At 65.9% G+C, this 24,592-nt stretch carries 26 protein-coding genes; 18 read left to right on the forward strand and 8 right to left on the reverse strand.

Annotation, left to right across the window (positions count from 1 at the left end):
• Position 1: 1 nt before the first annotated feature.
• A complete protein-coding gene (gene moaA / locus AC0WR5_RS06915) occupies positions 2 to 1,009 on the reverse strand; it encodes a GTP 3',8-cyclase MoaA (protein WP_475867815.1) in 1,008 nt (335 codons plus the stop codon).
• Between the two features lie 84 nt (positions 1,010 to 1,093).
• Between moaA and AC0WR5_RS06920 the strand changes: the two genes are divergently transcribed.
• Positions 1,094 to 1,501, forward strand: a complete 408-nt coding sequence (locus tag AC0WR5_RS06920; RefSeq protein WP_475867816.1) for a hypothetical protein — start codon at positions 1,094 to 1,096, stop codon at positions 1,499 to 1,501.
• A gap of 16 nt (positions 1,502 to 1,517) precedes the next feature.
• Here the strand turns inward: AC0WR5_RS06920 and AC0WR5_RS06925 are convergent, their stop codons facing one another.
• The 4 genes from AC0WR5_RS06925 to glmU are packed head-to-tail and all read right to left on the reverse strand — an operon-like array spanning position 1,518 to position 5,978.
• Entirely contained in the window at positions 1,518 to 2,207 is a 690-nt protein-coding gene (locus AC0WR5_RS06925; RefSeq protein WP_475867817.1) for a DNA alkylation repair protein, read from the reverse strand.
• Positions 2,204 to 2,767 carry a pyridoxamine 5'-phosphate oxidase family protein gene (locus AC0WR5_RS06930; protein WP_475867818.1) on the reverse strand — a complete coding sequence of 188 codons (564 nt, stop codon included), beginning with the start codon at positions 2,765 to 2,767 and terminating at the stop codon, positions 2,204 to 2,206. Before AC0WR5_RS06930 ends, AC0WR5_RS06925 begins: the two co-directional genes overlap by 4 nt.
• 30 nt (positions 2,768 to 2,797) lie before the next feature.
• Positions 2,798 to 4,621, reverse strand: a complete 1,824-nt coding sequence (glmS, locus tag AC0WR5_RS06935) for a glutamine--fructose-6-phosphate transaminase (isomerizing) (protein ID WP_475867819.1) — start codon at positions 4,619 to 4,621, stop codon at positions 2,798 to 2,800.
• Between the two features lies 1 nt (position 4,622).
• The gene (glmU, locus tag AC0WR5_RS06940) at positions 4,623 to 5,978 is read right to left on the reverse strand and encodes a bifunctional UDP-N-acetylglucosamine diphosphorylase/glucosamine-1-phosphate N-acetyltransferase GlmU (RefSeq protein ID WP_475867820.1); all 1,356 of its coding nucleotides are present in this window, start codon (positions 5,976 to 5,978) and stop codon (positions 4,623 to 4,625) included.
• Between the two features lie 185 nt (positions 5,979 to 6,163).
• Between glmU and AC0WR5_RS06945 the strand changes: the two genes are divergently transcribed.
• Both AC0WR5_RS06945 and AC0WR5_RS06950 read left to right on the forward strand, forming a co-directional pair.
• On the forward strand, positions 6,164 to 6,826 hold the full coding sequence (locus AC0WR5_RS06945) for an HAD-IIIA family hydrolase (RefSeq protein ID WP_475867821.1): 663 nt from the start codon (positions 6,164 to 6,166) through the stop codon (positions 6,824 to 6,826).
• Between the two features lie 57 nt (positions 6,827 to 6,883).
• Positions 6,884 to 8,080 carry a DegT/DnrJ/EryC1/StrS family aminotransferase gene (locus AC0WR5_RS06950; protein WP_475867822.1) on the forward strand — a complete coding sequence of 399 codons (1,197 nt, stop codon included), beginning with the start codon at positions 6,884 to 6,886 and terminating at the stop codon, positions 8,078 to 8,080.
• Positions 8,081 to 8,096: 16 nt separating this feature from the next.
• Here AC0WR5_RS06950 and AC0WR5_RS06955 read toward each other — a convergent pair whose 3' ends face one another.
• Positions 8,097 to 8,555, reverse strand: coding sequence for a CreA family protein (locus tag AC0WR5_RS06955; RefSeq protein ID WP_475867823.1), 459 nt, complete (start codon positions 8,553 to 8,555; stop codon positions 8,097 to 8,099).
• Between the two features lie 14 nt (positions 8,556 to 8,569).
• Positions 8,570 to 9,049 (reverse strand): pyridoxamine 5'-phosphate oxidase family protein, encoded by a 480-nt coding sequence (locus tag AC0WR5_RS06960; protein ID WP_475867824.1) that lies wholly within the window; start codon positions 9,047 to 9,049, stop codon positions 8,570 to 8,572.
• Between the two features lie 153 nt (positions 9,050 to 9,202).
• Between AC0WR5_RS06960 and AC0WR5_RS06965 the strand changes: the two genes are divergently transcribed.
• Entirely contained in the window at positions 9,203 to 10,366 is a 1,164-nt protein-coding gene (locus AC0WR5_RS06965; protein ID WP_475867825.1) for an isovaleryl-CoA dehydrogenase, read from the forward strand.
• A gap of 10 nt (positions 10,367 to 10,376) precedes the next feature.
• Positions 10,377 to 11,936: an AMP-binding protein gene (locus AC0WR5_RS06970; protein WP_475867826.1), complete on the forward strand. Its 1,560-nt coding sequence runs from the start codon at positions 10,377 to 10,379 to the stop codon at positions 11,934 to 11,936.
• Positions 11,937 to 12,031: 95 nt separating this feature from the next.
• Here the strand turns inward: AC0WR5_RS06970 and AC0WR5_RS06975 are convergent, their stop codons facing one another.
• On the reverse strand, positions 12,032 to 12,634 hold the full coding sequence (locus AC0WR5_RS06975) for an OmpW/AlkL family protein (RefSeq protein ID WP_475867827.1): 603 nt from the start codon (positions 12,632 to 12,634) through the stop codon (positions 12,032 to 12,034).
• 196 nt (positions 12,635 to 12,830) lie between these two features.
• Here AC0WR5_RS06975 and AC0WR5_RS06980 point away from each other — a divergent pair, with 196 nt between their 5' ends.
• The 13 genes from AC0WR5_RS06980 (at position 12,831) to AC0WR5_RS07040 (ending at position 24,580) form a co-directional block, all read left to right on the forward strand.
• On the forward strand, positions 12,831 to 14,435 hold the full coding sequence (locus AC0WR5_RS06980) for a carboxyl transferase domain-containing protein (protein WP_475867828.1): 1,605 nt from the start codon (positions 12,831 to 12,833) through the stop codon (positions 14,433 to 14,435).
• Positions 14,436 to 14,569: 134 nt separating this feature from the next.
• Entirely contained in the window at positions 14,570 to 15,541 is a 972-nt protein-coding gene (locus tag AC0WR5_RS06985) for an NAD(P)H-dependent flavin oxidoreductase (RefSeq protein WP_475867829.1), read from the forward strand.
• A complete protein-coding gene (locus AC0WR5_RS06990) occupies positions 15,538 to 16,029 on the forward strand; it encodes a hypothetical protein (protein ID WP_475867830.1) in 492 nt (163 codons plus the stop codon). The genes AC0WR5_RS06985 and AC0WR5_RS06990 overlap by 4 nt, the downstream gene beginning before the upstream one ends.
• Positions 16,022 to 16,519: an O-acetyl-ADP-ribose deacetylase gene (locus AC0WR5_RS06995; protein WP_475867831.1), complete on the forward strand. Its 498-nt coding sequence runs from the start codon at positions 16,022 to 16,024 to the stop codon at positions 16,517 to 16,519. The genes AC0WR5_RS06990 and AC0WR5_RS06995 overlap by 8 nt, the downstream gene beginning before the upstream one ends.
• 34 nt (positions 16,520 to 16,553) lie before the next feature.
• On the forward strand, positions 16,554 to 18,497 hold the full coding sequence (locus AC0WR5_RS07000; protein WP_475867832.1) for an acetyl/propionyl/methylcrotonyl-CoA carboxylase subunit alpha: 1,944 nt from the start codon (positions 16,554 to 16,556) through the stop codon (positions 18,495 to 18,497).
• Complete coding sequence (locus AC0WR5_RS07005; RefSeq protein ID WP_475867833.1) at positions 18,494 to 19,168, forward strand: glutathione S-transferase family protein; 675 nt, start codon at positions 18,494 to 18,496, stop codon at positions 19,166 to 19,168. Before AC0WR5_RS07000 ends, AC0WR5_RS07005 begins: the two co-directional genes overlap by 4 nt.
• 20 nt (positions 19,169 to 19,188) lie before the next feature.
• Positions 19,189 to 20,049, forward strand: a complete 861-nt coding sequence (locus AC0WR5_RS07010; protein ID WP_475867834.1) for a hydroxymethylglutaryl-CoA lyase — start codon at positions 19,189 to 19,191, stop codon at positions 20,047 to 20,049.
• A gap of 71 nt (positions 20,050 to 20,120) precedes the next feature.
• A complete protein-coding gene (locus AC0WR5_RS07015; protein WP_475868921.1) occupies positions 20,121 to 21,020 on the forward strand; it encodes an enoyl-CoA hydratase-related protein in 900 nt (299 codons plus the stop codon).
• A 505-nt stretch (positions 21,021 to 21,525) separates the two neighbouring features.
• A complete protein-coding gene (locus AC0WR5_RS07020; RefSeq protein WP_475867835.1) occupies positions 21,526 to 21,891 on the forward strand; it encodes an NADH-quinone oxidoreductase subunit A in 366 nt (121 codons plus the stop codon).
• Positions 21,891 to 22,415 (forward strand): NuoB/complex I 20 kDa subunit family protein, encoded by a 525-nt coding sequence (locus AC0WR5_RS07025; RefSeq protein WP_475868923.1) that lies wholly within the window; start codon positions 21,891 to 21,893, stop codon positions 22,413 to 22,415. Before AC0WR5_RS07020 ends, AC0WR5_RS07025 begins: the two co-directional genes overlap by 1 nt.
• A 37-nt stretch (positions 22,416 to 22,452) precedes the next feature.
• Positions 22,453 to 23,058: an NADH-quinone oxidoreductase subunit C gene (locus AC0WR5_RS07030; RefSeq protein ID WP_475868925.1), complete on the forward strand. Its 606-nt coding sequence runs from the start codon at positions 22,453 to 22,455 to the stop codon at positions 23,056 to 23,058.
• On the forward strand, positions 23,058 to 24,272 hold the full coding sequence (locus tag AC0WR5_RS07035) for an NADH-quinone oxidoreductase subunit D (protein ID WP_475867836.1): 1,215 nt from the start codon (positions 23,058 to 23,060) through the stop codon (positions 24,270 to 24,272). Before AC0WR5_RS07030 ends, AC0WR5_RS07035 begins: the two co-directional genes overlap by 1 nt.
• The gene (locus AC0WR5_RS07040) at positions 24,272 to 24,580 is read left to right on the forward strand and encodes a hypothetical protein (RefSeq protein ID WP_475867837.1); all 309 of its coding nucleotides are present in this window, start codon (positions 24,272 to 24,274) and stop codon (positions 24,578 to 24,580) included. The genes AC0WR5_RS07035 and AC0WR5_RS07040 overlap by 1 nt, the downstream gene beginning before the upstream one ends.
• Positions 24,581 to 24,592: the final 12 nt, after the last annotated feature.

Raw genomic sequence — 24,592 nt, forward strand, 5'->3', positions numbered from 1 at the left:
GTCAGCCGCCCGTATGGCTCATGTGACGGGACACCTGGCCATCGGCGCGCTGGCGCGAATAGTCGAAGTCGTGGCCCTCGGGCTTCAGGCCGATGGCCCGGCGGATCGCTGCCTCAAGCGGCGCGTCATCTTCGGGATGGTTGCGCAGTGCCGGTCGCAGGTCGGCCATGTCTTCCTGTCCCAGGCACATGTAAAGTTCTCCGGTACAGGTCATCCGCACGCGGTTGCAGCTCTCGCAGAAATTATGGCTGAGTGGCGTGATGAAACCGATCTTCTGACCCGTCTCCTCGATCCGGACATAGCGTGCGGGTCCGCCTGTTCGGTCGGCAAGGTCTATCAGGCGATACTGTTCCGCTAACCGGGCGCGTACATCATCGAGGGACCAGTATTGCCCGACCCGATCCAGAGCTCCCATGTCGCCCATCGGCATGACCTCGATCCAGGTCAGGTCCATGTCGCGCGCGGCGCAGAACTCGGTGAGGGTAAAGATCTCGTCTTCGTTGAAGCCCTTAAGGGCCACGGCATTCAGCTTGACCTTCAGCCCGGCGGCCTGGGCCGCATCAAGCCCGCGCATCACCTGTGGCAGGCGCCCCCAGCGGGTGACGCGCGCGAATTTTTCTTCGTCCAGCGTATCGAGCGAGACGTTCACGCGTCGCACGCCGGCAGCGGCGAGATCAGCCGCGAACCGCTCAAGCTGGGATCCGTTCGTAGTGAGCGTGAGTTCCTGGAGCGCGCCGCTCTCCAGATGGCGCGACATCCCCCGGAAGAAGCTCATGATGTTGCGACGCACAAGCGGTTCGCCGCCGGTGATCCGCAGTTTCTGCACCCCGAGGTCGACGAAGGTTGAGCACATTCGATCAAGCTCTTCCAGAGTGAGCAATTCCTTCTTCGGAAGGAAGGTCATGTTCTCTGCCATGCAGTAGACGCACCGAAAATCGCAGCGGTCGGTAACCGAAACGCGCAGGTAGGTGATGGCCCGCTGAAAGGGATCGACGAGTTGAGGTGTCATGGACGGAACTTATTGCCGGCGATGCCCGGCGACAAGGCATCATTCCGAGATTGATGTGGCGAGGTGTTGCGCTAGGATTGGCGCATGAAACAGATCATTGCCCTTTGCGCGCTGGCGGCCCTTTCGGCCTGCAGCGCAATGACGCCGACAGCAGATGCCCCCGAAGCCGAGGCCCCCGCGGTGGCACCTCCGGACGAGGCGCAGATTTCGCCAACGCCACCTGCCAGTGTGAGTGCCGGGCAATCCCTTGGCACCACCATTGCGACGCTGGGCAACGCGGCGGAACCCGGCCTGTGGCTGAAGACGCCACTTGTCTCAGCCCGGCAGCAGGGCATCCTGATCGCGAGCGACACGGGGAAGCGCGTACAGGTCGAATTGATTCCGATACCGGGCGAGGCAACGTCCGGGTCGCGCATTTCGCTTCAGGCGATGCAGGCTCTTGGTTTGCCCCTGACCGCCCTGGCAGAGATCGACGTGCACGCAGGCGTCTGAGCCGAGGGTCGCGCGATCAGGCCGCGGGGACGGCAAGGTAGCGCGCGGCCTCGCGGCGGGCGAAGGGCTTCATCCGGTCGCCAAAATCCGCCAGGAAGGCCGAAACACGCTCTGGATCGTGTTTCGACAGGTCGCGCAGCCACCATGCAACGGCCTTCTGGATGAACCATTCCCTGTCGTCCACATAACCCGCCGCCCAACCAAGAACCCGTTCCCGTGCCGCCATCTCGGCGATCGAGGGGTGATTTTGGCGCGTCAGCATCAGCGTGATGATCAGAGCGGCGCGGCGCGTCCACATGTCGGGTGCCACCGTCCAGCCCTCTACCTGGTCGAGCCTGTCGAGATCGGCCATGATACGGCGCTGTCCGGCCATGCAGGCATGGTCGGCGATGGCCCAGGCGTCAAAATCGGGGACCCAGCTGCAGATCAGGTCCCAGACCGCCGCGTCCGGCCGGATGCGTGCCTGTGTCAGCAGCTTGGCGGCCGCAATGCGTGCCTCGTGGATGTCGGTGCGCCACAGGGAGCCGGCGAGCGACACGCGCTCCTCAAGGGAAAGGCAGTGGCGCCAGTCCTGTGCGAGGTCGTTGAGAACGGGGTTGGGAACGCCCAGATAGACGCGCTGTGCCTTGTGATAAGCTGCGGCCCCGGCGGCGCGTTCAGGGGCGGCCTCGGCCTTCAGCAGGGCGAGGGCGTCATCCATGGTCATGTCTCGGCTCCGAGATTGCCGGCAAGGATGCCGGTTGGGTGGCCGTCCAGCGTGTGCGCATTCTTTTCCTGCCAGTAGGCTGCGATGCCGTCCTCGCCCTTGTCGCGAGCCCACTTGTGGAGCGAATCGCGTTCACCGACATAATCCATGAAGGGCACGGCATAGCCGCAGGAGGTCTGTACCATCGACACCGTCATATCGTAGATCTGCCTGGCTTCGAAGGCAGGTTCGAAATGGGCGTCCAACTCGGCCCAGCCGTCGTCGCGTCGATGGACGGTTTGCGCCGTGCCATAGCAGCGCAGAATCATCGGGCGCCGGGTAAAGGAACACCACATCAGCGTCATGCGGTTCGACTGTGCCAGCTGGCCCGCCGTTTCGTTTCCGGAGCCCGTGAGATTGCGCCAGAGAATCCGGTTCGGGCCCAGCACGCGAAGCGAGTCCATCCCCTTGGGAGAGACGTTCACATAGCCATCTGGCGCCGCCGTTCCTGTGAAGAAGATATGCTGATCCTCGATGAAGCGGCGATGCGCTTCGTCGATCCGGTCGAACTGCTTTGCCATGTCTCGCTCCCTGTTCCCTTGCTCGGCAGTCTACTCGACGGTCACTGATTTCGCGAGGTTTCGTGGCTGGTCCACGTCCGTCCCCTTTGCGACAGCGGTATGATAGGCCATCAACTGCGCCGGAAGGGCATAGAGAATGGGTGTCATAAGCGGATCTACGCGGGGCATCTCGATAGTGTTCCAGACACCGTCCTGCGCCGCTTCGATCCCGGAACGATCACTGATCAGCAGGACCTTTCCGCCCCGCGCCATGACCTCCTGCATGTTCGACACCGTCTTGTCGAACAGCCCGTCGCGCGGTGCCATGACAACAACTGGAACATGCTTGTCGATGAGCGCGATAGGGCCATGTTTCAGTTCGCCCGATGCATAGGCTTCTGCGTGGATATAGCTGATTTCCTTCATCTTCAGCGCGCCTTCCAGCGCCAGGGGATACATCAGGCCGCGCCCGAGGAAGAGAATGTCCTGAGCCTCGGCCAGCTGGACCGAGAGCGTCTGCGCAACCGCATTGCTGTCGAGCGCCTGTCCCAGGATGGCGGGCAGGCCGCGCAGGGCCGCGACAAGGCTCTCTTCCTTGTCTGCGTCCAGGCGTCCCTTCTGGCGCGCGGCCTCGAGCGCGAGTATGAACAGCACTGTCAACTGGCAGGAGAATGCCTTGGTCGAGGCGACGCCGATTTCCGTGCCGGCAAGGATCGGCAGGGCTAGATCGCTCTCACGCGCGATGGAGCTCTCCGCGACATTGACGACCGAGACGATCTTTTCGGCCTTGTCCCGGCAATAACGCAGGGCGGCCAGCGTGTCCGCGGTTTCACCAGACTGGCTGACGAAAAGCGCCACGGTGCCCGGTGTGATTGGCGGCTCGCGATACCGGAATTCGGACGCCACATCTACCTCGACGGGCATGCCTGCAAGCTGCTCGAACCAGTACTTCGCGGTCAGGCAGGCGTAGTATGCCGTGCCGCAGGCGACCATCACGAGGCGCTCCACACCGGTGAAGTCGAGGCCCTCGCCGGGCAGGGAGATCGTGTTGCCCGATTGCCCGAGGTAGTGTTTCACGGCCTCGCCTATCACTTGCGGCTGCTCGGCGATCTCCTTGGCCATGAAGTGTTTGTGGCCGGCCTTGTCGACGCGCGCACTGTCGAGGGAAACGCGGCGCATCTCGCGGTTGGCGATGTTACCCTGAGCATCGAAAATGGTGACGTTCTCGCGGGTGACGACGGCCCAGTCGCCCTCCTCGAGGTAGGTTACCCTGTCCGTCAGGGGCGCGAGCGCCAGGGCATCGGACCCCACGAAGTTCTCGCCGTTCCCGTGGCCGATAGCCAGGGGAGACCCCTTGCGGGCGGCGATCATCAGGTCGTCCTCCCCGTCGAACAGGAAGAGCAGGGCAAAGGCCCCCTCCAGCCGGCCGAGAGTCTTCCGCACGGCCTCGACGGGCTTCAGGCCTTCCTCCAGATAGAGCGCGGTCAGCATCGCGACGGTTTCGGTGTCGGTCTCCGTCTCCGGCAAGGCGCCCTTTTCGGCAAGCTCGCGGCGCAGTTCCCGGAAATTCTCGATGATGCCGTTGTGCACCACGGCTACCTTGCCCACCCGGTGGGGGTGCGCATTCACTTCGGAAGGCTCGCCGTGGGTGGCCCATCGGGTGTGGCCGATGCCCGACTTGCCGGGCAGCGGCGTGTGGACGAGGACATCGGACAGGTTCACCAGCTTGCCCACGGCACGCCGCCGGTCGAGTGTGCCGCCGTTCACCGTTGCGATGCCGGCGCTGTCATAGCCGCGATATTCAAGCCGTTTCAGTGCCTCGACCAGGAAGGGAGAAGCCTCGTGATTGCCCAGATAACCGATGATACCGCACATTTTACTCTGCCTCTTTGGCCAATCGGGCCTTTTTCAACTTCAACATTTCCATCAGTTTCCGTGCCATGCCGGGCTTGGTCTCCTGCTGCGCGCGCGCGATGGCCAGTGCGCCGGGTTCCACGTCGGAAGTGATCACCGAGCCGGACCCCGTCATCGCCTCGTCTCCGACCGAGACAGGCGCCACCAGCATGGTGGAGGAGCCGATGAAGGCCCGCGCACCGATGCGTGTCTTGTGCTTCATGACGCCGTCGTAATTGCAGGTGATGGTGCCTGCGCCGATATTGGTTTGCTCACCCACCTCGGCATCGCCGATGTAGCTGAGATGGTTGACCTTGGCGCCACGATCGATCTGGGCGTTCTTGATCTCGACGAAGTTGCCGATATGCACGTCTTCGGCCAGCTCGGCGCCGGGGCGCAGGCGGGCAAAGGGCCCGATGGCCCCGCCACGGCTGACATGGCATCCTTCCAGATGCGAAAAGGCCCGGATCCGGGCGCCGCTTTCCACCGTGACCTCGGGGCCGAAAAACACGTTCGGCTCGATAACCGTGTCGCGCCCGATCACCGTGTCCCAGGCAAAGAAGACCGTTTCCGGTGCTGTCAGCGTCACGCCGTCGTCCATCGCCTCTAGGCGCTTGCGGGCCTGGAACTCGGCTTCTGCAACGGCCAGCTCGGCGCGGCTGTTCACGCCCATGGTTTCGGCCTCGTCGCAGGTAACGGCCCCGGCAGAGAGGCCGCGGGCTCGGGCCAGGCCCACGATGTCGGTCAGGTAGTATTCCCCGGCCGCATTTTCGTTGCCGACCTCCGAGATCAGCGAGAAGAGCACCTCGGCATCGGCGCAGATGACACCGGAATTGCACAGGGTGATCCTGCGTTCCTCTTCTGAGGCATCCTTGAACTCGACGATCCGGTCGAGACTATGGCCGTCCATTACCAGTCGTCCATAGCGACCGGGATCGCGTGCCTCGAAGCCCAGCACGACGATATCGTGACGGGCACGGGCGCTCTTCATAGCCTCTAGTGTTTCTGGCCGGATAAAGGGCGTGTCGCCGTAGAGCACGATGGCATCACCGGAAAAGCCGGCAAGCGCTGCACGTGCCTGGTCCACTGCATGGGCTGTACCCTTCTGGTCTTCCTGGAGAACGACCTCTGCGAAGGGCATTGCCTCTTCGGTGGCCTCTTTGACCATCTCGGCACCATGTCCGGCCACGACAACCACGCGGGATGGATCGAGAGTCAGGCCCGAGTGGATCGCGTGCGCCAGCATCGGTGCGCCGGCGATCTTATGCAGCACCTTGGGCAGGTCCGAATTCATCCGCGTGCCCATGCCCGCTGCAAGTATGATCAGTGCCGTGCTCATTCCGCCCCCGTGTGGTCATTCTGATTTTGGCGTCGCGCGGGTGTTTTACCGTTGCCTGGGCCATTGTTCTTTGCGTGCGCCCGTTTTATCCGGATGACGGGGTGGCGCAAGGCCGGGGTGGTCGCGCCGGGATCAACTTGGGTTTCGGGCCGAAACAATGGCAGCGGAACCCTGCCGGAGGGACCATGCGCGCGGTGATTTTCGATCTGGATGGAACATTGGCCGACACCAGCGGTGACCTGCTGGCAGCGGCCAACAGCTGTTTTCGCGGGATGGGCCTGTCCGATCTGCTCGGCCCTGATGATGCCGGAACCGCGCTTCGAGGCGGCAGGGCGATGCTGCGGCTCGGCCTGAGCCGGGTGGGGCGCGGCGAGGATGAGGCGGAGATCGACCGGCAATATCCGCTGCTGCTAGCGGCATACGAGGCTGACATTTCGCGACGCACAGTGCTGTTTCCCGGTGCGATGGAAGCCGTGATCGAACTGAAACGGACGGGGCATGCGGTGGCGATCTGTACCAATAAGCCCGAGGCGCTGGCGGTGCAATTGCTGCGCGATCTGGCAGTGCTCGAGACCTTCGATGCCCTGATCGGGGCCGATACGCTGCCCGTTCGCAAACCGGATCCCGAGCCGCTTCGGGAAGCTGCGCGTCGCGCCGGGGCTGATCCGGCACGGTGTTGCCTGGTGGGCGACAGTGACACCGACCGCAATACGGCGCGCGCCGCCGGGGTGCCGTCGATCCTGGTCGAGTTCGGACCTGCGGCCTATCAGATGGCTGCCCTGCAGCCCGAGGCGCTGATCCGGCATTTCGACGAGTTGCCAGCCGTGGTGGCGTCTCTTGGCCTTTGAGGAGCCTGATGCGATTGTGCGATTGACGCCCAATCGGGCACGGGCGAAGGATGCGGAATGACAGAGGTTTTCACCGGTACTTTCACCCAGCAGGAGCCGATCCCGGAGGAGGCCATAGAGGCCGCTGTGGCCGTGATGCGCACGGGTCGGCTGCACCGCTACAATACCGCCGGTGACGACCCCGGCGAAACCGCGCTGCTGGAGCGGGATTTCGCGGCGATGACCGGGGCGCGCTTTGCCTTGGCGGTGGCTTCGGGAGGCCACGCCATCTCAACGGCGCTTCGGGCGATCGGGGTGAAGCCCGGCGACCGGGTTCTGACAAACGCCTTTACCTTGGCGCCTGTACCCGGTGCGATTGCCGCCGTTGGCGCGCTGCCTGTCTATGTCGACGTGACCGAGGGCCTGGTGCTCGACCTGGATGACCTGAGCGAAAAGATGGGCGAGGCGCGGGTGCTGCTGCTCAGCCACATGCGTGGCCACCTGTGCGACATGGATCAGTTGATGGCGATCTGTGCCGCCGCTGACATCACGGTGATCGAGGATTGTGCCCACACGATGGGGGCGGCCTGGAATGGTACGCCGAGCGGCCGGAACGGGCGCGTGGGGTGTTTTTCGACACAGACCTACAAGCATGTGAACTCCGGTGAGGGAGGCCTGCTGATCACCGACGACGACGAGGTGGCGGCGCGGGCGACGCTCCTGTCCGGCAGCTACATGCTCTATGACCGGCACCTGGCGGGTCCGGAAGCCTTTGCCTATGACCAGGTGAAATACGAAACGCCCAATATTTCCGGACGGATGGACAATCTGCGCGCGGCAATCCTGCGGCCGCAGCTGCGCCGGCTGGCCGCGCAGTGCGAGGCGTGGAACGCGCGCTACCGGACCGTGGAAGATGGCCTGCGCGGCACGCCCGGATTGACCATCGTGGAGCGGCCCGAGGCAGAGAGCTTCGTCGGCTCCTCGATCCAGTTCCTGCTGAAGGACTGGGACGTCACGGGGATCGCGGAGGTGCTGAGGCGATGCGCGGCGCGGGGTGTCGAACTGAAATGGTTCGGCGATGCCGAGCCGCACGGCTATACTTCCCGCTACGACAGCTGGCGCTATGCTCCGCACGAGGCGCTTCCGAAATCGGACAGGATCCTGCGTGCCATACTCGACATGCGGCTTCCGCTGACGTTCTCGCTTGAGGATTGCGCCCTGATCGCGCGGATCATTCGCGCGGAAATCGGTGCGGTCTACCAGGCGCAGCCCTGAGGCTGACGTCTGCTGATCACTCAGCTGCCTGGGGCTGGTAGAGCGGTACGGTCGAGATTGCCAGTTTTGCCGAACCGTTCGTGATCTCGTTGGCATGCGCCAGGTAGATCAGCGTCTGGTTCTCCTCGTCGAAGATGCGCTTTACGCGCAGGCTCTTGAGGATGATCGACCGCGAGGTCTTGAAGACGTCCTCTCCGTCCTCGCTGCGATCAATGTCCCCGATGACGATCGGCCCGGTCTGACGGCAGGCAATGGAGGCGTTTGATGGGTCCTCGAACCAGTTTCCCTTGGTGACGCGGTCGAAAAGGCCGCGATCGAAATAGGCGATGTGACAGGTCACCCCCTGCACCTCGGGATCCTGGATGGCCTCGATCACGATGTCATTGCCGACAAAATCGACACCGACCTTGCCAACCTCCTTGGCCGAAGCGGGCAGAGGGGCCAGGGCGGTACCGATCAGACAGGCGGTCAGCACCGCCGAAAAGCTCTTCAAAACTGGATCACTCCATGTTCGCCGCCTTCGGGCGTGCGGTTGGTTACCCTCGAGCGCGCCACGTCCCAGAGGAACCGGGCCGAGCCGTCCGTCAGCCAGACCTCGGCCTCGATCGGGGCGAAGCGCAGCAGACGCACGGTAGCATCGTCGCGGCCCCCGGGAAACCAGCTGCCGGCAAAAGCGTTCCACAGGTCATCCAGCTTCGCAGGGTCCCGAGCCTCGGAGAGGCGGCCCCGGATGCGGGTGTGAATGCGGGCATGGCCGTCGGATACCGTGAAATCGGTCTCGATCTTCGAGATCGCCGCGGCATCGGCGTCCGTCCCCTGGGCCGTGATGAACCAGAGGCAGCGCGCGTTCCGGTCGGCAAAGCCGGTCATCGGCAGGATCCTGTCGCCTTTCACGCCGAGCATGCCAGCCCCGGCATGCCCCAGACGCGACCAGAATTCGGTTTCGAGCGATGTGTCGAGATCTTTCATGATCGTCCTCCGGTTTGTTTCTCTAGTGACCCAACGCGGCTGCCGGGGGGCAGAGTTCCGTTCCGTCACATGCGCGTTCAGCCCGCTTGACCTGAGCGGGGCGCCGTGCGTAGTGTAATGAACAAGCGTTCAATAACGGGAAGGAGGAGCCCGATGTTTACCGCTTCCATGCGCTTTGATCTGGGTGAGGATATCAATGCGCTGCGGGATGCCGTCCATCGCTGGGCCCAAGAAAGGGTCCGGCCCATGGCGGCCGAAATAGACACCACAAACGAATTTCCGCCAGCTCTCTGGAAGGAGATGGGCGAGATGGGCCTGCTTGGCCTGACCGTCGAGGAGGACTATGGCGGCACCGGCATGGGGTACCTGGCGCATGTGATCGCCGTCGAGGAGATCGCAAGGGCCTCGGCCTCGGTCAGCCTGTCCTATGGCGCGCATTCCAATCTTTGCGTCAACCAGATCCGTCTAAACGGCACCGCCGAGCAGAAGGAGAAGTACTTGCCGGGTCTCGTGTCCGGCGATCACGTGGGCGCCCTTGCAATGAGCGAGCCGGGTGCGGGGTCCGACGTGGTGAGCATGAAGCTGCGCGCGGAGAAGAAGAACGACCGCTTCATCCTGAACGGAAACAAATACTGGATCACTAACGGGCCGGACGCCGATACGCTGGTGGTCTATGCCAAGAGCGATCCGGAGGCGGGCAGCCGAGGTATCACGGCCTTCCTGATCGAGAAGTCGATGAAGGGTTTCTCGACCTCGCCGCATTTCGACAAGCTGGGCATGCGGGGCTCTAACACTGCTGAGCTGATCTTCGAGGATGTGGAGGTGCCCTTCGAGAACATCCTCGGCGAAGAGGGCAAGGGCGTGCGGGTGCTGATGTCGGGGCTCGACTACGAGCGCGTGGTGCTCTCGGGGATCGGCACCGGCATCATGGCGGCCTGCCTGGACGAGGTCATGCCCTACATGGTCGAGCGAAAGCAGTTTGGTCAGAGCATCGGGAACTTTCAGCTGATGCAGGGCAAGATTGCCGACATGTACACCAAGATGAACAGCGCACGGGCCTATGTCTACGAGGTGGCGCGGGCCTGTGATCGGGGCGAGGTGACCCGGCAGGATGCGGCGGCCTGCGTGCTCTATGCCAGCGAGGAGGGCATGGCGGTGGCGCACCAGGCGGTGCAGGCCATGGGGGGAGCCGGCTTCCTGAACGATGCCCCGGTGGCGCGGATCTTCCGCGATGCCAAGCTGATGGAGATCGGGGCTGGTACCTCCGAGATCCGCCGCATGCTCATCGGCCGCGAGCTGATGGGCGCCATGCAATAGGGGGGCGGTCATGGAACCATTGATGAAACCCCATGCGGGTGGCGATATGTCCGGATTTGCCTGGGTGATCCCCGAGCGGCTGAACATGGCGGCACTGGCCTGTGATGACTGGGCCGAGACCGACCCGGGACGCACCGCCATCATCGACATGACCGGGGCCACGCGGCGCGATATCTCCTTTGCGGAGCTGCGACGCATGGCCGACGGTCTGGCCCATGCACTGCAGGCGCGCGGCGTGACGCCTGGGGGCCGGGTGGGCGTGCTGCGCAGCCAGGATCCCTGGTGCGCGGCGGCCCATGTGGCGATCTGGAAGCTTGGCGCGATTTCCGTGCCGCTTTTCAAGCTGTTCCGCGAGGATGCCCTGCGCAGCCGTGTGGGGGACAGCGGGCTGACCCTTGCGGTGACGGATGCCGAAGGCGCGGCGATGCTGGTGCCACTGGGCACCGAGGCGCTGATCCCGGAGGACGAGAGCCTTTCAGGGGAGCGTTTCGAGACCTGCGACACGGGGGCCGAGGAACCGGCCCTTCTTATCTATACCTCCGGCACCACGGGCAAACCCAAGGGTGCGCTGCATGCGCACCGGGTGCTGATCGGGCACCTGCCGGGGGTCGAGCTGAGCCATGACCTGCTGGGGCAGGAGGGCGATTGCCTCTGGACCCCTGCGGACTGGGCCTGGATCGGCGGGCTCTTCGATGTGCTGATGCCGGGGCTGGCGCTGGGCGTGCCGGTGGTGGCGGCGCGGATGGCCAAGTTCGACACCGCGCAATGCCAGCGGATCATCGACGAAGCCCATGTGCGCAACGTGTTTTTTCCGCCGACCGCGCTGCGGATGCTGAAGAGCGAGAACCGGGGTCTCAGCGGGCTGCGCTCGGTCGCCTCGGGCGGAGAGCCGCTGGGGGCAGAGATGCTGGCCTGGGGGCGTGAGGCCCTGGGGGTCACGATCAACGAGTTCTACGGTCAGACCGAGTGCAACATGACGGTCACCGCATGCAACGTGCTCTATCCGGCGCAGCCGGGGGCGGCGGGGCGGCCGGCGCCGGGGCATGACGTGGTGGTGATCGACGAGGCTGGGCAGGTGACCGACGGCGAGGGCGACGTGGCCTTTCGCAGGGGCTCTGCCTCTATGATGCTGGAGTACTGGAACAACCCTGTGGCTACCGCCGAGAAGTTCCGGGGCGACTGGCTGGTGACCGGGGACCGGGGCGTGATCCGCGAGGGCTACCTGCACCTGTTGGGCCGCGAGGATGACGTGATCACCTCGGCCGGCTACCGCATCGGCCCGTCCGAGATCGAGGACTGCCTGATGACCCATCCCGACGTGGCGACGGTGGGCGTGGTGGGCAAGCCCGATCCGCTCAGGACCGAGATCGTGAAGGCCTACGTGGTGCTGAAACCGGGGGCGACGGCCTGCGCCAGGGACCTGCAAAGCCATGTGCAGGCGCGCCTCTCGGCCTATTCCTATCCGCGCGAGATCACCTTTCTCGAGGCGCTGCCGATGACGGTGACGGGAAAGGTTATCCGCAAGGAACTGAAGGCCATGGCCGCAGCCGAAGTGCGGGAAACATGCTGAGGCATTGCCCGAGCTTTGCCGGGCATCCCGCTGAAGGCGCAGCAAAAAGGCGCGCCGCAGTGGCGCGCCTTCCGCAAGGGTTCGAGGGGCTGGCCTCAGAAGGTCATGATGTAGGACATGCCGAAGACCCAAGGGTCGACCTCGGCAGTGCCGATGGCCGCGCCGTCGAGCTTGGCGTCCATGTCGATGTCGATCCAGCGCACGTCGGCCCGGATGGCAGCGGTATCGCTGACGGCATAGTCGACACCCAGGTGGGCGGCTACGCCCCAGCTGTCATCGAGAGTCAGGTGGCCGACATCGGAATTCACGTCGAGCGCGGTGGTGTAGTTCAGGCCAAGGCCGACCAGCGGCGTGAACTTGGTGCCGGTGTTGATGTGGTAGTTCACCGACAGGGTCGGCGGCAGTTCCTTGACGGTGCCGATCTTGGTGCCGCCGAGCTTGATGTCGTGGGTGAAGGGCGTGGCGGCCAGAAGTTCGATGCCGAGGGTGTCGGTCACGAAATATTCCAGGGTCAGCGTCGGCTGGGCATCGCCGCCGATCGTCAGCTCGGAGCCGGCGACGGTGCCGTTGTCGGATTTCGGGTCGACGTATCCGACACCGAGACCGACGGTGAAATCACCCTGCGACTGCGCCATGGCCGCAGAGCCGGTGACGGCGAGAAGGGCGGTAGCGGTGATCAGGAGGGTCTTGGTAGTCATTTTGGGGCCTTTCGAATGAACATGCACGACCCTGTGAACCCAAGTTCGAGTCGGCGCCTTGATCTGCGTCAAGGTGTTGAAGATGCAAATAAAACATCGGTTTCCCAAAGCCGCTGTGCCCGAGGGCGCGGGGCAGGGATGCCGGCAGAAGGCCATCGCCCGTCCGTGGGCGCATGATGCAAGAGGTTGAAGACAGATGAAGATCCACTCGCAGGCCCTGACGGGCTCCGACAGCTACAAGGCCAACCGCGTGGCGCATCTCGAGGCGCTCTCGGTGGTGCGCGAGGCGGCCGAGCTTGCGGCCGCGGGCGGCGGTGCGGCCGCGCGAGAGCGGCATCTGTCGCGGGGCAAGATGCTGCCGCGCGAGCGGGTTGCGGGCCTTCTCGATCCCGGCACGCCGTTCCTGGAGATCGGCGCGACGGCGGGCCATGGCCTCTATGACAACGCGGCGCCCTGTGGTGGCGTGATTGCCGGGGTGGGGCGCGTCGCCGGGCAGGAGGTGATGATCGTCTGCAACGATGCCACGGTGAAGGGAGGAACTTACTATCCCATCTCCGTAAAGAAACACCTAAGGGCGCAGGAGATCGCCGAGGAAAACCACCTGCCATGCCTCTACCTGGTGGACAGCGGGGGCGCCAACCTGCCGAACCAGGACGAGGTGTTTCCGGACCGGGACCACTTTGGCCGGATCTTCTACAACCAGGCGCGGATGTCGGCCAAGGGCATCGCGCAGATTGCCGTGGTGATGGGCAGCTGCACCGCCGGCGGGGCCTATGTGCCGGCCATGTCGGACGTGACGATCATCGTGCGCGAACAGGGCACGATCTTTCTGGCAGGGCCGCCTCTGGTGAAGGCCGCGACCGGAGAAATCGTGACAGCAGAAGACCTTGGCGGCGGCGACGTGCACACGCGCCTGTCGGGGGTGGCGGATTACCTGGCCGAGGACGACGCCCATGCGCTGGCGCTGGCGCGGCGCGCGGTGGCGGGGCTGAACCGGCAGAGGCCGAACGGGCCCGCGCGCCTGTCGCCGGAGGCGCCGGCCTATGATCCGGAGGAGATCATCGGGGTGGTGCCGGGAGATCTGAAGACGCCCTATGACATTCGCGAGGTGATTGCCCGGCTGGTGGACGGATCGCGATTTGATGAATTCAAGCAACGCTTTGGCGAAACGCTGGTGACGGGCTTTGCCCATGTCGACGGCTGGCCGGTGGGCATAGTCGCCAACAATGGCGTGCTGTTCAGCGAGGCGGCGCAGAAGGGCGCGCATTTCGTGGAACTGTGCAGCCAGCGCAAGATCCCGCTGGTCTTCCTGCAGAACATCACCGGCTTCATGGTGGGCCGCAAGTACGAGAACGAGGGCATCGCGCGCCACGGCGCCAAGATGGTGACGGCGGTGTCGACCACCGCGGTGCCCAAGATCACCATGCTGGTGGGGGGCTCTTTCGGCGCTGGAAATTATGGAATGGCAGGAAGAGCTTATGGCCCGCGCTTCATGTGGTCCTGGCCGAATTCGCGGATTTCGGTCATGGGCGGAGAGCAGGCGGCGGGGGTGCTGGCGACGGTGAAACGCGACGGGATCGAGCGCAAGGGCGGGTCCTGGAGCGCCGAGGAAGAGGCGGAGTTCAAGCGGCCGACGATCGAGATGTTCGAGCGGCAGAGCCATCCGCTCTATGCCTCTGCAAGGCTTTGGGATGACGGGATTGTCGACCCCAGAAAGAGCCGCGAGGTGCTGTCGCTGAGCCTTTCGGCGAGCCTGAATGCGCCCATAGAGGACACGAATTTCGGCCTGTTCCGGATGTAGGATCCGCGCCGTTGTGCAAATTTGCAAGGTATTGAAATGAGCCAATCCCAACGTCGGTATTACGTCGGTATTGCGTCGGTATCACGTCGGTGCGGCTTTCGTTGTGCGCCCATGGGGAGGCTGTGCGAAAATCCATGATCCGGACCCGTGCCACAGAGCTCCTTGGCATCGAGCATCCGATCGTCCTGGCGCCCATGGCGCGGGTGGCGGGCGGGCGGCTGGCCGCAGCGGTGAGCGGCGCGGGCGGCCTTGGCCTGATCGGAGGCGGGTACGGCGACGCGGCATGGATCGCGGCGCAGGCGCGCGAGGCGGGCAATGGGGATGTGGGCGTGGGCTTCATCACCTGGGCGCTGGAGGAAAACCCCGGCGTGCTGCAGGCGGCGCTCGAGCGGAAACCGCGCGCGGTGTTCCTGTCGTTCGGAGATCCGGCGCCCTTTGCCGGGGCGATCCGCGCGGCAGGGGCGAGGCTGATCTGCCAGGTGCAGAGCCTGGCCCATGCGCGCGCGGCCATCGCGGCGGGGGCGGAGGTGATCGTGGCGCAGGGCACCGAGGCGGGCGGCCATGGCGCGCGGCGGGCGACGATGACCCTGGTGCCGGAGCTGGCCGATCTGCTGGGCCGGGAGGCGCCGGAGGTGGCGCTGCTGGCCGCCGGCGGCATCGCCGACGGGCGCGGCCTTGCGGCGGCGCTGATGCTGGGGGCCGAGGGCGTGGTATGCGGCACGCGGTTCTGGGCCGCGGAAGAGGCGCTTGTGACCGAGGGGCAATGGCGCGCGGCGCTGGCCGCCGGGGGCGACGATACCTATCGCGGCCATGCGGTGGATGTGGCGCGGGGGCTGAACTGGCCCGAGGAGTTCGACCTGAGGGGGCTGCGCAACGCCTTTTCCGAGCGCTGGGAAGAGCGGCTTGAGGCGCTGGCGCAGAGTGCGGCGGCCAAGGCGGAATGGGCCGAGGCGCTGGCGCGCGGCGATGCGGAGGTTGCGGCACCGGTGGTGGGCGAGGTCATCGGGCTGATCCGCGACCTGCGCCCGGCGGCGGATATCCTGGCCGAGATGGTGACGCAGGCCGAGGCCGTGCTAAGCGGGGGATGGAGAGGATCCCTGACATGAGCCCCGAGATGACGAGACAGAAGCAGATGCCCGAGGAGGGCGTGTTCACCCCCGGCGGGCGCGACCCGGTGACCGGCGCGCAATGGATCCACGTGACGCCCGAAATGGCGCGCAACCACCCGCAGGGGCGGCTGAACCTGATCCTCTGGGCCATCGTGGGCTATTACCTGGCGATGACGGGGCTGAGGGTGATGCAGGCCGTGGAATGGGGCGGGGTGCCGACGGCGGGCTTTGCCGTCGCGATGCTGCTGCCGCTGCTCTGCGCGGCGGGGCTGGCCTTTCGCGTGCCCTGGGCGGTCTTCCTCGTGACGGCGATGAGCGCGGTCTCGATGCTGGGCAATGTCAGTTTCATCGGCACCGGGGGTGTCGGCGTGGTGGTGGAGATCATCCTGCTGATGCTGATCGTGCTCTACCTGCTGGAGGGCGACAGGCCGAACCTGATCTATCGCCACCGCTATCGCAGCTATCGCGGGGGCGGTGATGAATAGGCTCGAGGTCTGGCAGGGCGATATCACCACGCTGGCCGTGGATGCCATCGTGAACGCGGCCAATGTGACGCTGCTGGGCGGGGGCGGCGTGGATGGCGCCATTCACCGCGCGGCGGGGCCGGGGCTGCTGGAGGAATGCCGGGGGCTGGGCGGTTGCCCGACGGGCGAGGCCCGGATGACGGCGGGATACGATCTGAAGGCGCGCCACGTGATCCACGTGGTGGGGCCGGTCTGGCAGGGCGGCGGCAGGGGCGAGGCGGATCTGCTGGCCGCCTGTTACCGCAACGCGATGGAGCTGGCCGAGGGCGCGGGCGACAGGACGGTGGCCTTTCCGGCGATTTCGACCGGGGTTTACGGCTATCCGGCAGAGGCGGCGGCGGCGATTGCCGTGGCCACCCTGCGCGACTGGCTGAGCGGGCGCACGGGCTATGCCGTGACGCTGGTGGCATTTGATGCGGGCAGCGCGGGGATCCTGCGGGCGGCCCTGTAGAAAGCTGTAGATAAGGAAGAGAGGGAGGGGAGAGATGTTCGACACGATCCTGATTGCGAACCGGGGCGAGATTGCCTGTCGGGTGATCGAGAGCGCGCGGGCCATGGGGCTGCGGACGGTGGCGATCTGTTCGGACCCGGATACAGAGGCGCGCCACGTGGCGCTGGCCGACGTGGTGGTGCCCATCGGCGGCGCCAGCCCGGCAGAGAGTTACCTGCGCATCGACGCGGTGATCGAGGCGGCGCTGGCCAGCGGTGCGCAGGCGATTCACCCAGGATATGGCTTTCTGTCGGAGAACCCGGAGTTCGTCGAGGCGGTGGAGGCGGCGGGGCTGACCTTCATCGGGCCCTCGGCCAAGGCGATCCGGGCCATGGGGCTGAAGGATGCGGCCAAGGCGCTGATGGAGGAGGCCGGCGTGCCGGTGGTGCCGGGCTATCACGGCGCGGCGCAGGACGTGGAGACGCTGGCCAATGCGGCGGGCGAGATCGGCTATCCGGTGCTGATCAAGGCCGTGGCGGGGGGCGGCGGCAAGGGCATGCGGCTGGTCGAACGGGCGGAGGATTTTGCCGAGGCGCTGAAGAGCGCGCAGAGCGAGGGGCAGAATGCCTTTGGCAACCCGGCGGTGCTGATCGAGAAATACATCCAGCAGCCCCGGCACATCGAGGTGCAGGTCTTTGGCGACGGCACGCGGGCGGTGCATCTCTTCGAGCGCGACTGTTCGCTGCAGCGCCGGCACCAGAAGGTGATCGAGGAGGCGCCCGCGCCGGGGATGACCGAGGAGATGCGCGCCGCCATGGGACAGGCCGCCGTGCGCGCCGCCGAGGCCATCGGGTACGCCGGGGCGGGCACGATCGAATTCATCGTGGACGGATCCGACGGGCTGCGCCCCGATGGCTTCTGGTTCATGGAGATGAACACCCGCCTGCAGGTGGAACACCCGGTGACGGAATGCGTGACCGGCGTGGACCTGGTGGAATGGCAGCTGCGGGTGGCGGCCGGAGAGCCGCTGCCGGCGGCGCAGGAGGATCTGGAGCTGACGGGCCATGCCTTCGAGGCGCGGCTTTATGCGGAGGACGTGCCGAAGGGGTTCCTGCCCGCGACGGGTCGGCTGGCCAGGCTGCGGTTTGCCGAAGGCTGCCGCGCCCATACCGGGGTGCGGACGGGCGACGTGATCAGCCCGCATTACGATCCGATGATCGCCAAGGTGATCGTGCATGGCCCGACGCGGGCGATCGCGCTGAAGAAGCTGGAGCGGGCGCTGCGCGAGACGCAGGTGGCGGGGACGGTGACGAACCTGGCGTTCCTGGGCGCGCTGGCCGGGCACGAGGGGTTTGCCCGCGGCGAGGTGGATACCGGGCTGATCGGGCGCGACATCGAGGCGCTGAGCGCCGCGCCGGTGGCGGAGGCGGGCGAGGTGGCCTGGGCCGCGCTGGTGGCGCTGGGGCTGGACGCGGCGCCGGGGCCGCAGGCGGGCTTCACGCTCTGGGTGCCGATGGTGCGCCACGTGGTGCTGCGCCACGCCGGGGAGGAGATCACGGTGCGGGTGGCCAGCGACGGCGCGGGCCACGTGGTGACGGTGGGCGACCAGGAGGTGGTGGCGCGCTGGAGCGGGGAATGGCGGCTGGACGGGCAGAAGGTGCCGGAGGTTCATGCGGAGGGCGGGGTGATCACGCTCTTTGCCGGTTACGGCCTGACGTTCGAGCCGGTTGATGCGCTGGAGTGCGCGGCGGAGGGCGGTGCGGGCGGCGATCTGATCGAGGCGCCGATGCCGGGGCTGGTGCGGGCTGTCTTCGCGGAAGCGGGGCAGGCGGTTGCCGCGGGCGAAAGGCTCGCTATCCTTGAAGCCATGAAGATGGAACATGCGTTGACCGCCCCGCGAGACGGCATGATTGCCGAAGTTCTGACCACGGAGGGCGCCCAGGTGGAAGCCGGCGCCGTGCTGATCCGCCTGGAGGGCGAGGAGGTGGAAGCGGCATGATGACCCTGCATCACTGCGCCGGCAGCCGTTCGATGCGGGTGCTCTGGCTGCTGAACGAGCTGGACGTGCCCTTCGAGCTGTCGATCCATGCCTTCGACGCCTCGCTGAGGGAACCGGAGTACCTGTCGCGCTCGCCCGCGGGCCGGGTGCCGGCGCTGGAGATGGACGGCGAGTGCCATTTCGAGAGCGGGGCGATCACCGAGATCCTCTGCGAGAAGTTCCCGGAGCGGGGGCTGGGGCGGGGCATGGGCGACCTGGACCGGCCCGACTGGCTGGTCTGGCTGCACTTTGCCGAGACGATCAGCCAGCACTGCGCCAACCTGACCCAGCATCACATCGTGCTGCGCGAGCCCTGGATGCGCTCGGAGACGGTGATGCGGCTGGAGGCGGCGCGGCTGGGCAAGTGTTTCGCGGCGATCGAGGGGCGGCTCTCGACCCCGGTGGAGAACCGCGACCACCTGCTGACCAGCGGCTTTTCCGCCGCTGACGTGGCGGTGGGGCAGGCGGTGTGGATGGCGCTGCATTTCACCACGCTGGACGGGTTTCCGGAAACCGCGGCCTGGTTCGAGCGGATCACGGCGCGCGAGGGCTTTCGCCGGGCGCTGCCGGACCCGGGCACGGGCGTGCTGGCCGAGGCCTTCTATCCGGCGCCGGAGAAGCCGGCCGCCTGAGGCCGTGAAAGGGGGGAGAGATGAGTGAACATGTAGAGATCTTCGAGGTGGGGCCCCGCGACGGGCTGCAGAACGAAAAGCGCGCGATTCCGGTATCGGAGAAGGTGGCGCTGATCGACTGCCTGAGCGCGGCGGGCTTTGCCCGGATCGAGGCGGCGAGCTTTGTGAGCCCGAAATGGGTGCCGCAGATGGCGGGCAGTGCCGAGGTGCTGGCGGGGATCTCCCGCAGGCCCGGGGTGAAATACACCGCGCTGACACCCAACATGCGCGGGCTGCAGGATGCGCTGGCCGCGGGCGCCGACGAGGTGGCGGTGTTCGGGGCGGCGAGCGAGGGGTTCAGCCGCGCCAATATCAACGCCAGCATAGAAGAGAGCCTTGAGCGTTTCGCGCCGGTGGTCGCCGCCGCGCGCGCGGCCGGCGTGCCGGTGCGCGGCTATATCAGCTGTGTCACCGATTGCCCCTATGACGGCGCGGTGGCGCCGGGGGCCGTGGCCCGGGTGGCGGCGGCGCTGCGCGACATGGGCTGTTTCGAGATTTCGCTGGGCGACACCATCGGGCAGGGCACGCCCGAGCGCGTGGGCGCCATGCTGGACGCGGTGCTGCAGGAGCTGTCGGCGGCGGCGCTGGTGGGGCATTACCATGACACCGCGGGCCGGGCTCTGGAGAATATAGAGGTGTCGCTGGAAAAGGGTCTGAGGATCTTTGACGCGGCGGTGGGCGGCCTGGGCGGCTGTCCCTATGCGCCGGGGGCCAAGGGCAACGTGGCCACCGAGGCGGTGATGGAGCGGCTGGAGGCCCTGGGCTATGCCACGGGCCTCGACCGCGAGGTGGTGCTGCGCGCGGCAGGGATGGCGCGGATGATGCGGGCCGAGCCGGCCTGATCCATATGCAAATCGCGGCAGGGCAGTTTGCAAAGCCGCGGGGGAGAATTGAGGGAAAGATGAGCGAGAGCATCTGGGAGACGATTTCCATCGAGCGCGACGCCCGCGGCGTGGCGACGCTCTGGCTGGACCGGGCGGAGAAGCACAATGCCCTGAGCGCGCGGATGATCGCGGAGCTGACCGAGGCGGCCCAGGGCCTGGGCGCGGATCCGTCGGTGCGGGTGGTGGTGCTGGCCGCGAAGGGCCGGACCTTCTGTGCCGGCGGCGACCTGGGCTGGATGCGCGAACAGATGGCGGCGGATGCGGCACAGCGCGCCGAGGAGGCAACGAAGCTGGCGATGATGCTGAAGGCGCTGAACGACCTGCCGAAGCCGCTGATCGGGCGGGTGCAGGGCAATTGCCTTGGTGGCGGCGTGGGCATGGTCGCGGTCTGCGACGTGGCGGTGGGCACGCCGCGGGTCAGCATGGCGCTGACCGAGGTGCGCCTGGGCCTGATCCCGGCGACCATCGGCCCCTACGTGGTGGCGCGCATGGGCGCGGCCAAGGCGCGGCGGGTGTTCTTCTCGGGGCGCCGGTTCGGCGCCGAGGAGGCGGTGGCGCTGAACCTGCTGGCAAAAGTGGCGGGACGGGAGGCGGCAGAGGAGGTGGCCGCCGGCGGCGCGGGGGATTCGGAATCAGGGCGGTCCGGGGCGGCTTCGGAGGTCGCACAGGCCGAAATCGAGGCCGCGATCACCGCGGCGCTGGACGCGGCGCTGGACGCGGCGGTGGCGGCCGAAGTGGCACCCTACCTGGAGACCGCGCCCGAGGCCGTGGCCCGCGCCAAGGCGCTGATCGGGGCGCTGGAGCGCCTCGATGGCGAGGACGGGGTTATGTATTCGGTGAAGGAGCTGGTGCGCTGCTGGGAAGGGGAGGAGGCAGGAGAGGGTATCGCGGCCTTCTTTGCCCGCGAAAAGCCGCGCTGGCAGAGCTGAAACCGGGCCTGTCGGGAGGGCGGCGAAGGGGGGCTTTCGCGGACCGGTGATCTTGCCCCGGCGACGATTTTTTCGCGGTGAACCAGGTCGCGTAAAAGATGTATCACCCCCATGTATACGTATGCGTGGGAGTCATCTTATGGATGTCGGTGCGATATTCTGGCGCAGGGGGAAATTTCGCCTGTGGAGCACCGGGGAGCCGCGTTTTTCGGGGGCGCGCTGACACGTCGCATTTGCGCTGACGCGAAGGAAGCGGCGTTCCTGACTGATTCCGTCGGAAATTTCCGACTGATTCCCTCGGGTATGGCGACCATGCGGCAGGGCAGCATTAACCACACTCTATGCGTGCAGGCCTGTGGTATCCAATTGTTTACTAAGTCTCTTCATGGAAGAAACAGCGGCCTGAAAACCGCCCCGCTCGGTTGACCCTGACGGGGGGCGGGAGTAAACCCTTCACAGCCTTGTGGGTCCCCGTGACCCCCGCCGCCCATGAAAGGAGCCATTCGTGGAAGAGATGCTGCGGGAATACCTTCCCATTCTCATCTTTCTGGTCGTAGCGATCGCCCTTGGACTGATCCTGATCCTTGCTGCCGTGATCGTTGCCGTCCGCAACCCCGACCCGGAAAAAGTCAGTGCTTACGAATGCGGCTTCAACGCCTTCGACGATGCGCGGATGAAATTCGACGTTCGTTTCTACCTGGTCTCGATCCTCTTCATCATCTTCGACCTCGAGATCGCCTTCCTGTTTCCCTGGGCCGTGGCGTTCAAGGACCTGTCCAACATCGGCTTCTGGTCGATGATGGTGTTCCTGGGCGTGCTGACGATCGGCTTTGCCTACGAGTGGAAGAAAGGAGCCCTGGAATGGGAGTGATGACCGGAGCCAACACCGCCGGCGGCGACAACGAGGTTGCCACCCAGGCGCTGAACCGCGAGCTGCAGGACAAGGGCTTTCTGCTGACCACCGCCGAGGACCTGATCACCTGGGCGCGCACCGGCTCGCTCCACTGGATGACCTTCGGCCTGGCCTGCTGTGCCGTCGAGATGATGCACACCTCGATGCCGCGCTATGACGCCGAGCGCTTCGGGATCGCCCCGCGGGCCTCTCCGCGCCAGGCCGACGTGATGATCGTGGCCGGCACGCTGACCAACAAGATGGCCCCGGCGCTGCGCAAGGTCTACGACCAGATGCCGGAACCGCGCTACGTGATCTCGATGGGCTCCTGCGCCAACGGCGGCGGCTACTATCACTACAGCTATTCCGTGGTGCGTGGCTGCGACCGCATCGTGCCGGTGGACATCTACGTGCCCGGCTGCCCGCCGACGGCCGAGGCGCTGCTCTACGGGATCATGCAGCTTGCCCGCAAGATCCGCCGCACCGGCACCCTGGTACGCTGAGGGCAGAGGACAGAACATGAGCGAAGCCCTGAAAGAAATGGAAGCCTCCCTGAACGAGCTGGGAGCGCTGATCGAAGCCAAGCGCCCCGATTGCGTGATGTCCTGGGATGTCAGCTTCGGCGAGCTGAACATCGACGTGGCCCTGCCCAACATCCTGGGCTTCGTCGAGTTCCTGCGCAGCGACGCGAACTGCAAGTTCTCGACCCTGGTGGACGTGACGGCGGTGGATTACCCCGAGCGCGCCAAGCGCTTCGACGTGGTCTATCACTTCCTGTCGATGTACCAGAACCAGCGCATCCGCCTGCGGGTCGCCGCCCGTGAAGACGAGATGGTGCCCTCGATCGTTTCCGTGCACCCCTCGGCCAACTGGTTCGAGCGCGAGGTGTTCGACATGTTCGGCATCATCTTCAGCGGTCACCCCGACCTGCGCCGCATCCTGACCGACTATGGTTTCCAGGGCCATCCGTTGCGCAAGGACTTCCCCACCACGGGCTATACCGAGGTGCGCTATGACGAGGTGATGAAGCGCGTCGTCTACGAGCCGGTGAAGCTGGTGCAGGAATACCGCCAGTTCGATTTCATGTCGCCGTGGGAGGGTGCCGAGTACATCCTGCCGGGTGACGAAAAGACGGAGGCCAAGTGATGGACGGCGCGAAAGGCTTCGAAGACGCCCTGACCGGCGAGCAGAAGATCCGCAACTTCAACATCAACTTCGGTCCGCAGCACCCTGCGGCCCACGGCGTGCTGCGCCTGGTGCTGGAGCTGGACGGCGAGATCGTGGAACGCTGCGACCCGCATATCGGCCTGCTGCACCGCGGGACGGAAAAGCTCATGGAGAGCCGGACCTACCTGCAGAACCTGCCCTATCTGGACCGGCTGGAATACGTGTCGCCGATGAACCAGGAGCACGCCTGGTGCCTGGCCATCGAGAAGCTGACCGGCACGGTGATCCCGAAACGGGCCAGCCTGATCCGCGTGCTCTTCTGCGAGCTGGGCCGGATCATGAACCACCTGATGAACGTCTGCACGCAGGCCATGGACGTGGGCGCGCTGACGCCGCCGCTCTGGGGCTTCGAGCACCGCGAGACGATCATGATCTTCTGCGAGCGGGCCTCGGGCGCGCGCCTTCACGCGGCCTATTTCCGGCCCGGCGGCGTGCACCAGGACCTGACCGACAAGCTGATCGACGATATCGAGGAATGGGCCATCGGCTTCCCGGCCTTCGTCGACGACCTGCACACGCTGCTGACCGAAAACCGGATCTTCAAGCAGCGCAACGTGAACATCGGGATCGTCACCGAGGAGGATATCCAGCAGCGCGGCTATTCCGGCGTGATGGTGCGCGGCTCCGGCCTGGCCTGGGACCTGCGGCGGTCGCAGCCCTACGAGTGCTACGACGAGTTCGATTTCCAGATCCCGGTGGGCAAGAACGGCGACTGCTATGACCGTTACCTGGTGCGCATGCAGGAAATGTACGAGAGCACCAAGATCATCCGCCAGGCCATCGTCAAGCTGCGGGAAACCCCCGGCGACGTGATGGCGCGCGGCAAGATCACCCCGCCGAAACGCGGCGACATGAAGACCTCGATGGAGAGCCTGATCCACCACTTCAAGCTCTATACCGAAGGGTTCCACGTGCCGGCCGGCGAGGTTTACGCCTGCGTCGAGGCACCGAAGGGCGAATTCGGCGTCTACATGAAGGCGGACGGCACCAACAAACCCTACCGGGCCAAGCTGCGGGCGCCGGGCTTTGCGCACCTGCAGTCGATGGACGCGATGTGCAGCGGCCACCAGCTGGCCGACGTGGCCGCCATTCTCGGCTCGCTCGACATCGTGTTCGGCGAGGTCGACCGCTGATGGCGGGCGCGACGGGACAGTATCGCCGGGCGGGCGCCCTTGGCGCCGCCGCGGCGCTGGTGCTCTCGGCCTGCACCACGGGCCTGCCGCAGGACCTGCCGGCGGACAGCCTGGGCAAGTTCGAATACGCCGTGGCCTCGGTCGGCTGTCAGATGACGACGGAACGGGATTTCCAGCCCGTCGAGCTTCAGACCGGGCTGAGCCGCGAGCAGGTGACGCAGCTGCTGCAATACGAGCTGGCGCATGACAACGCCGAGCGGCTGCCGGGTGGCGGGATCCGCCTGACCACGGGGCCCTGTCAGGTGTGACAGGGCAGGGCA

Source organism: Pseudooceanicola sp. DL12 (assembly GCF_056270665.1).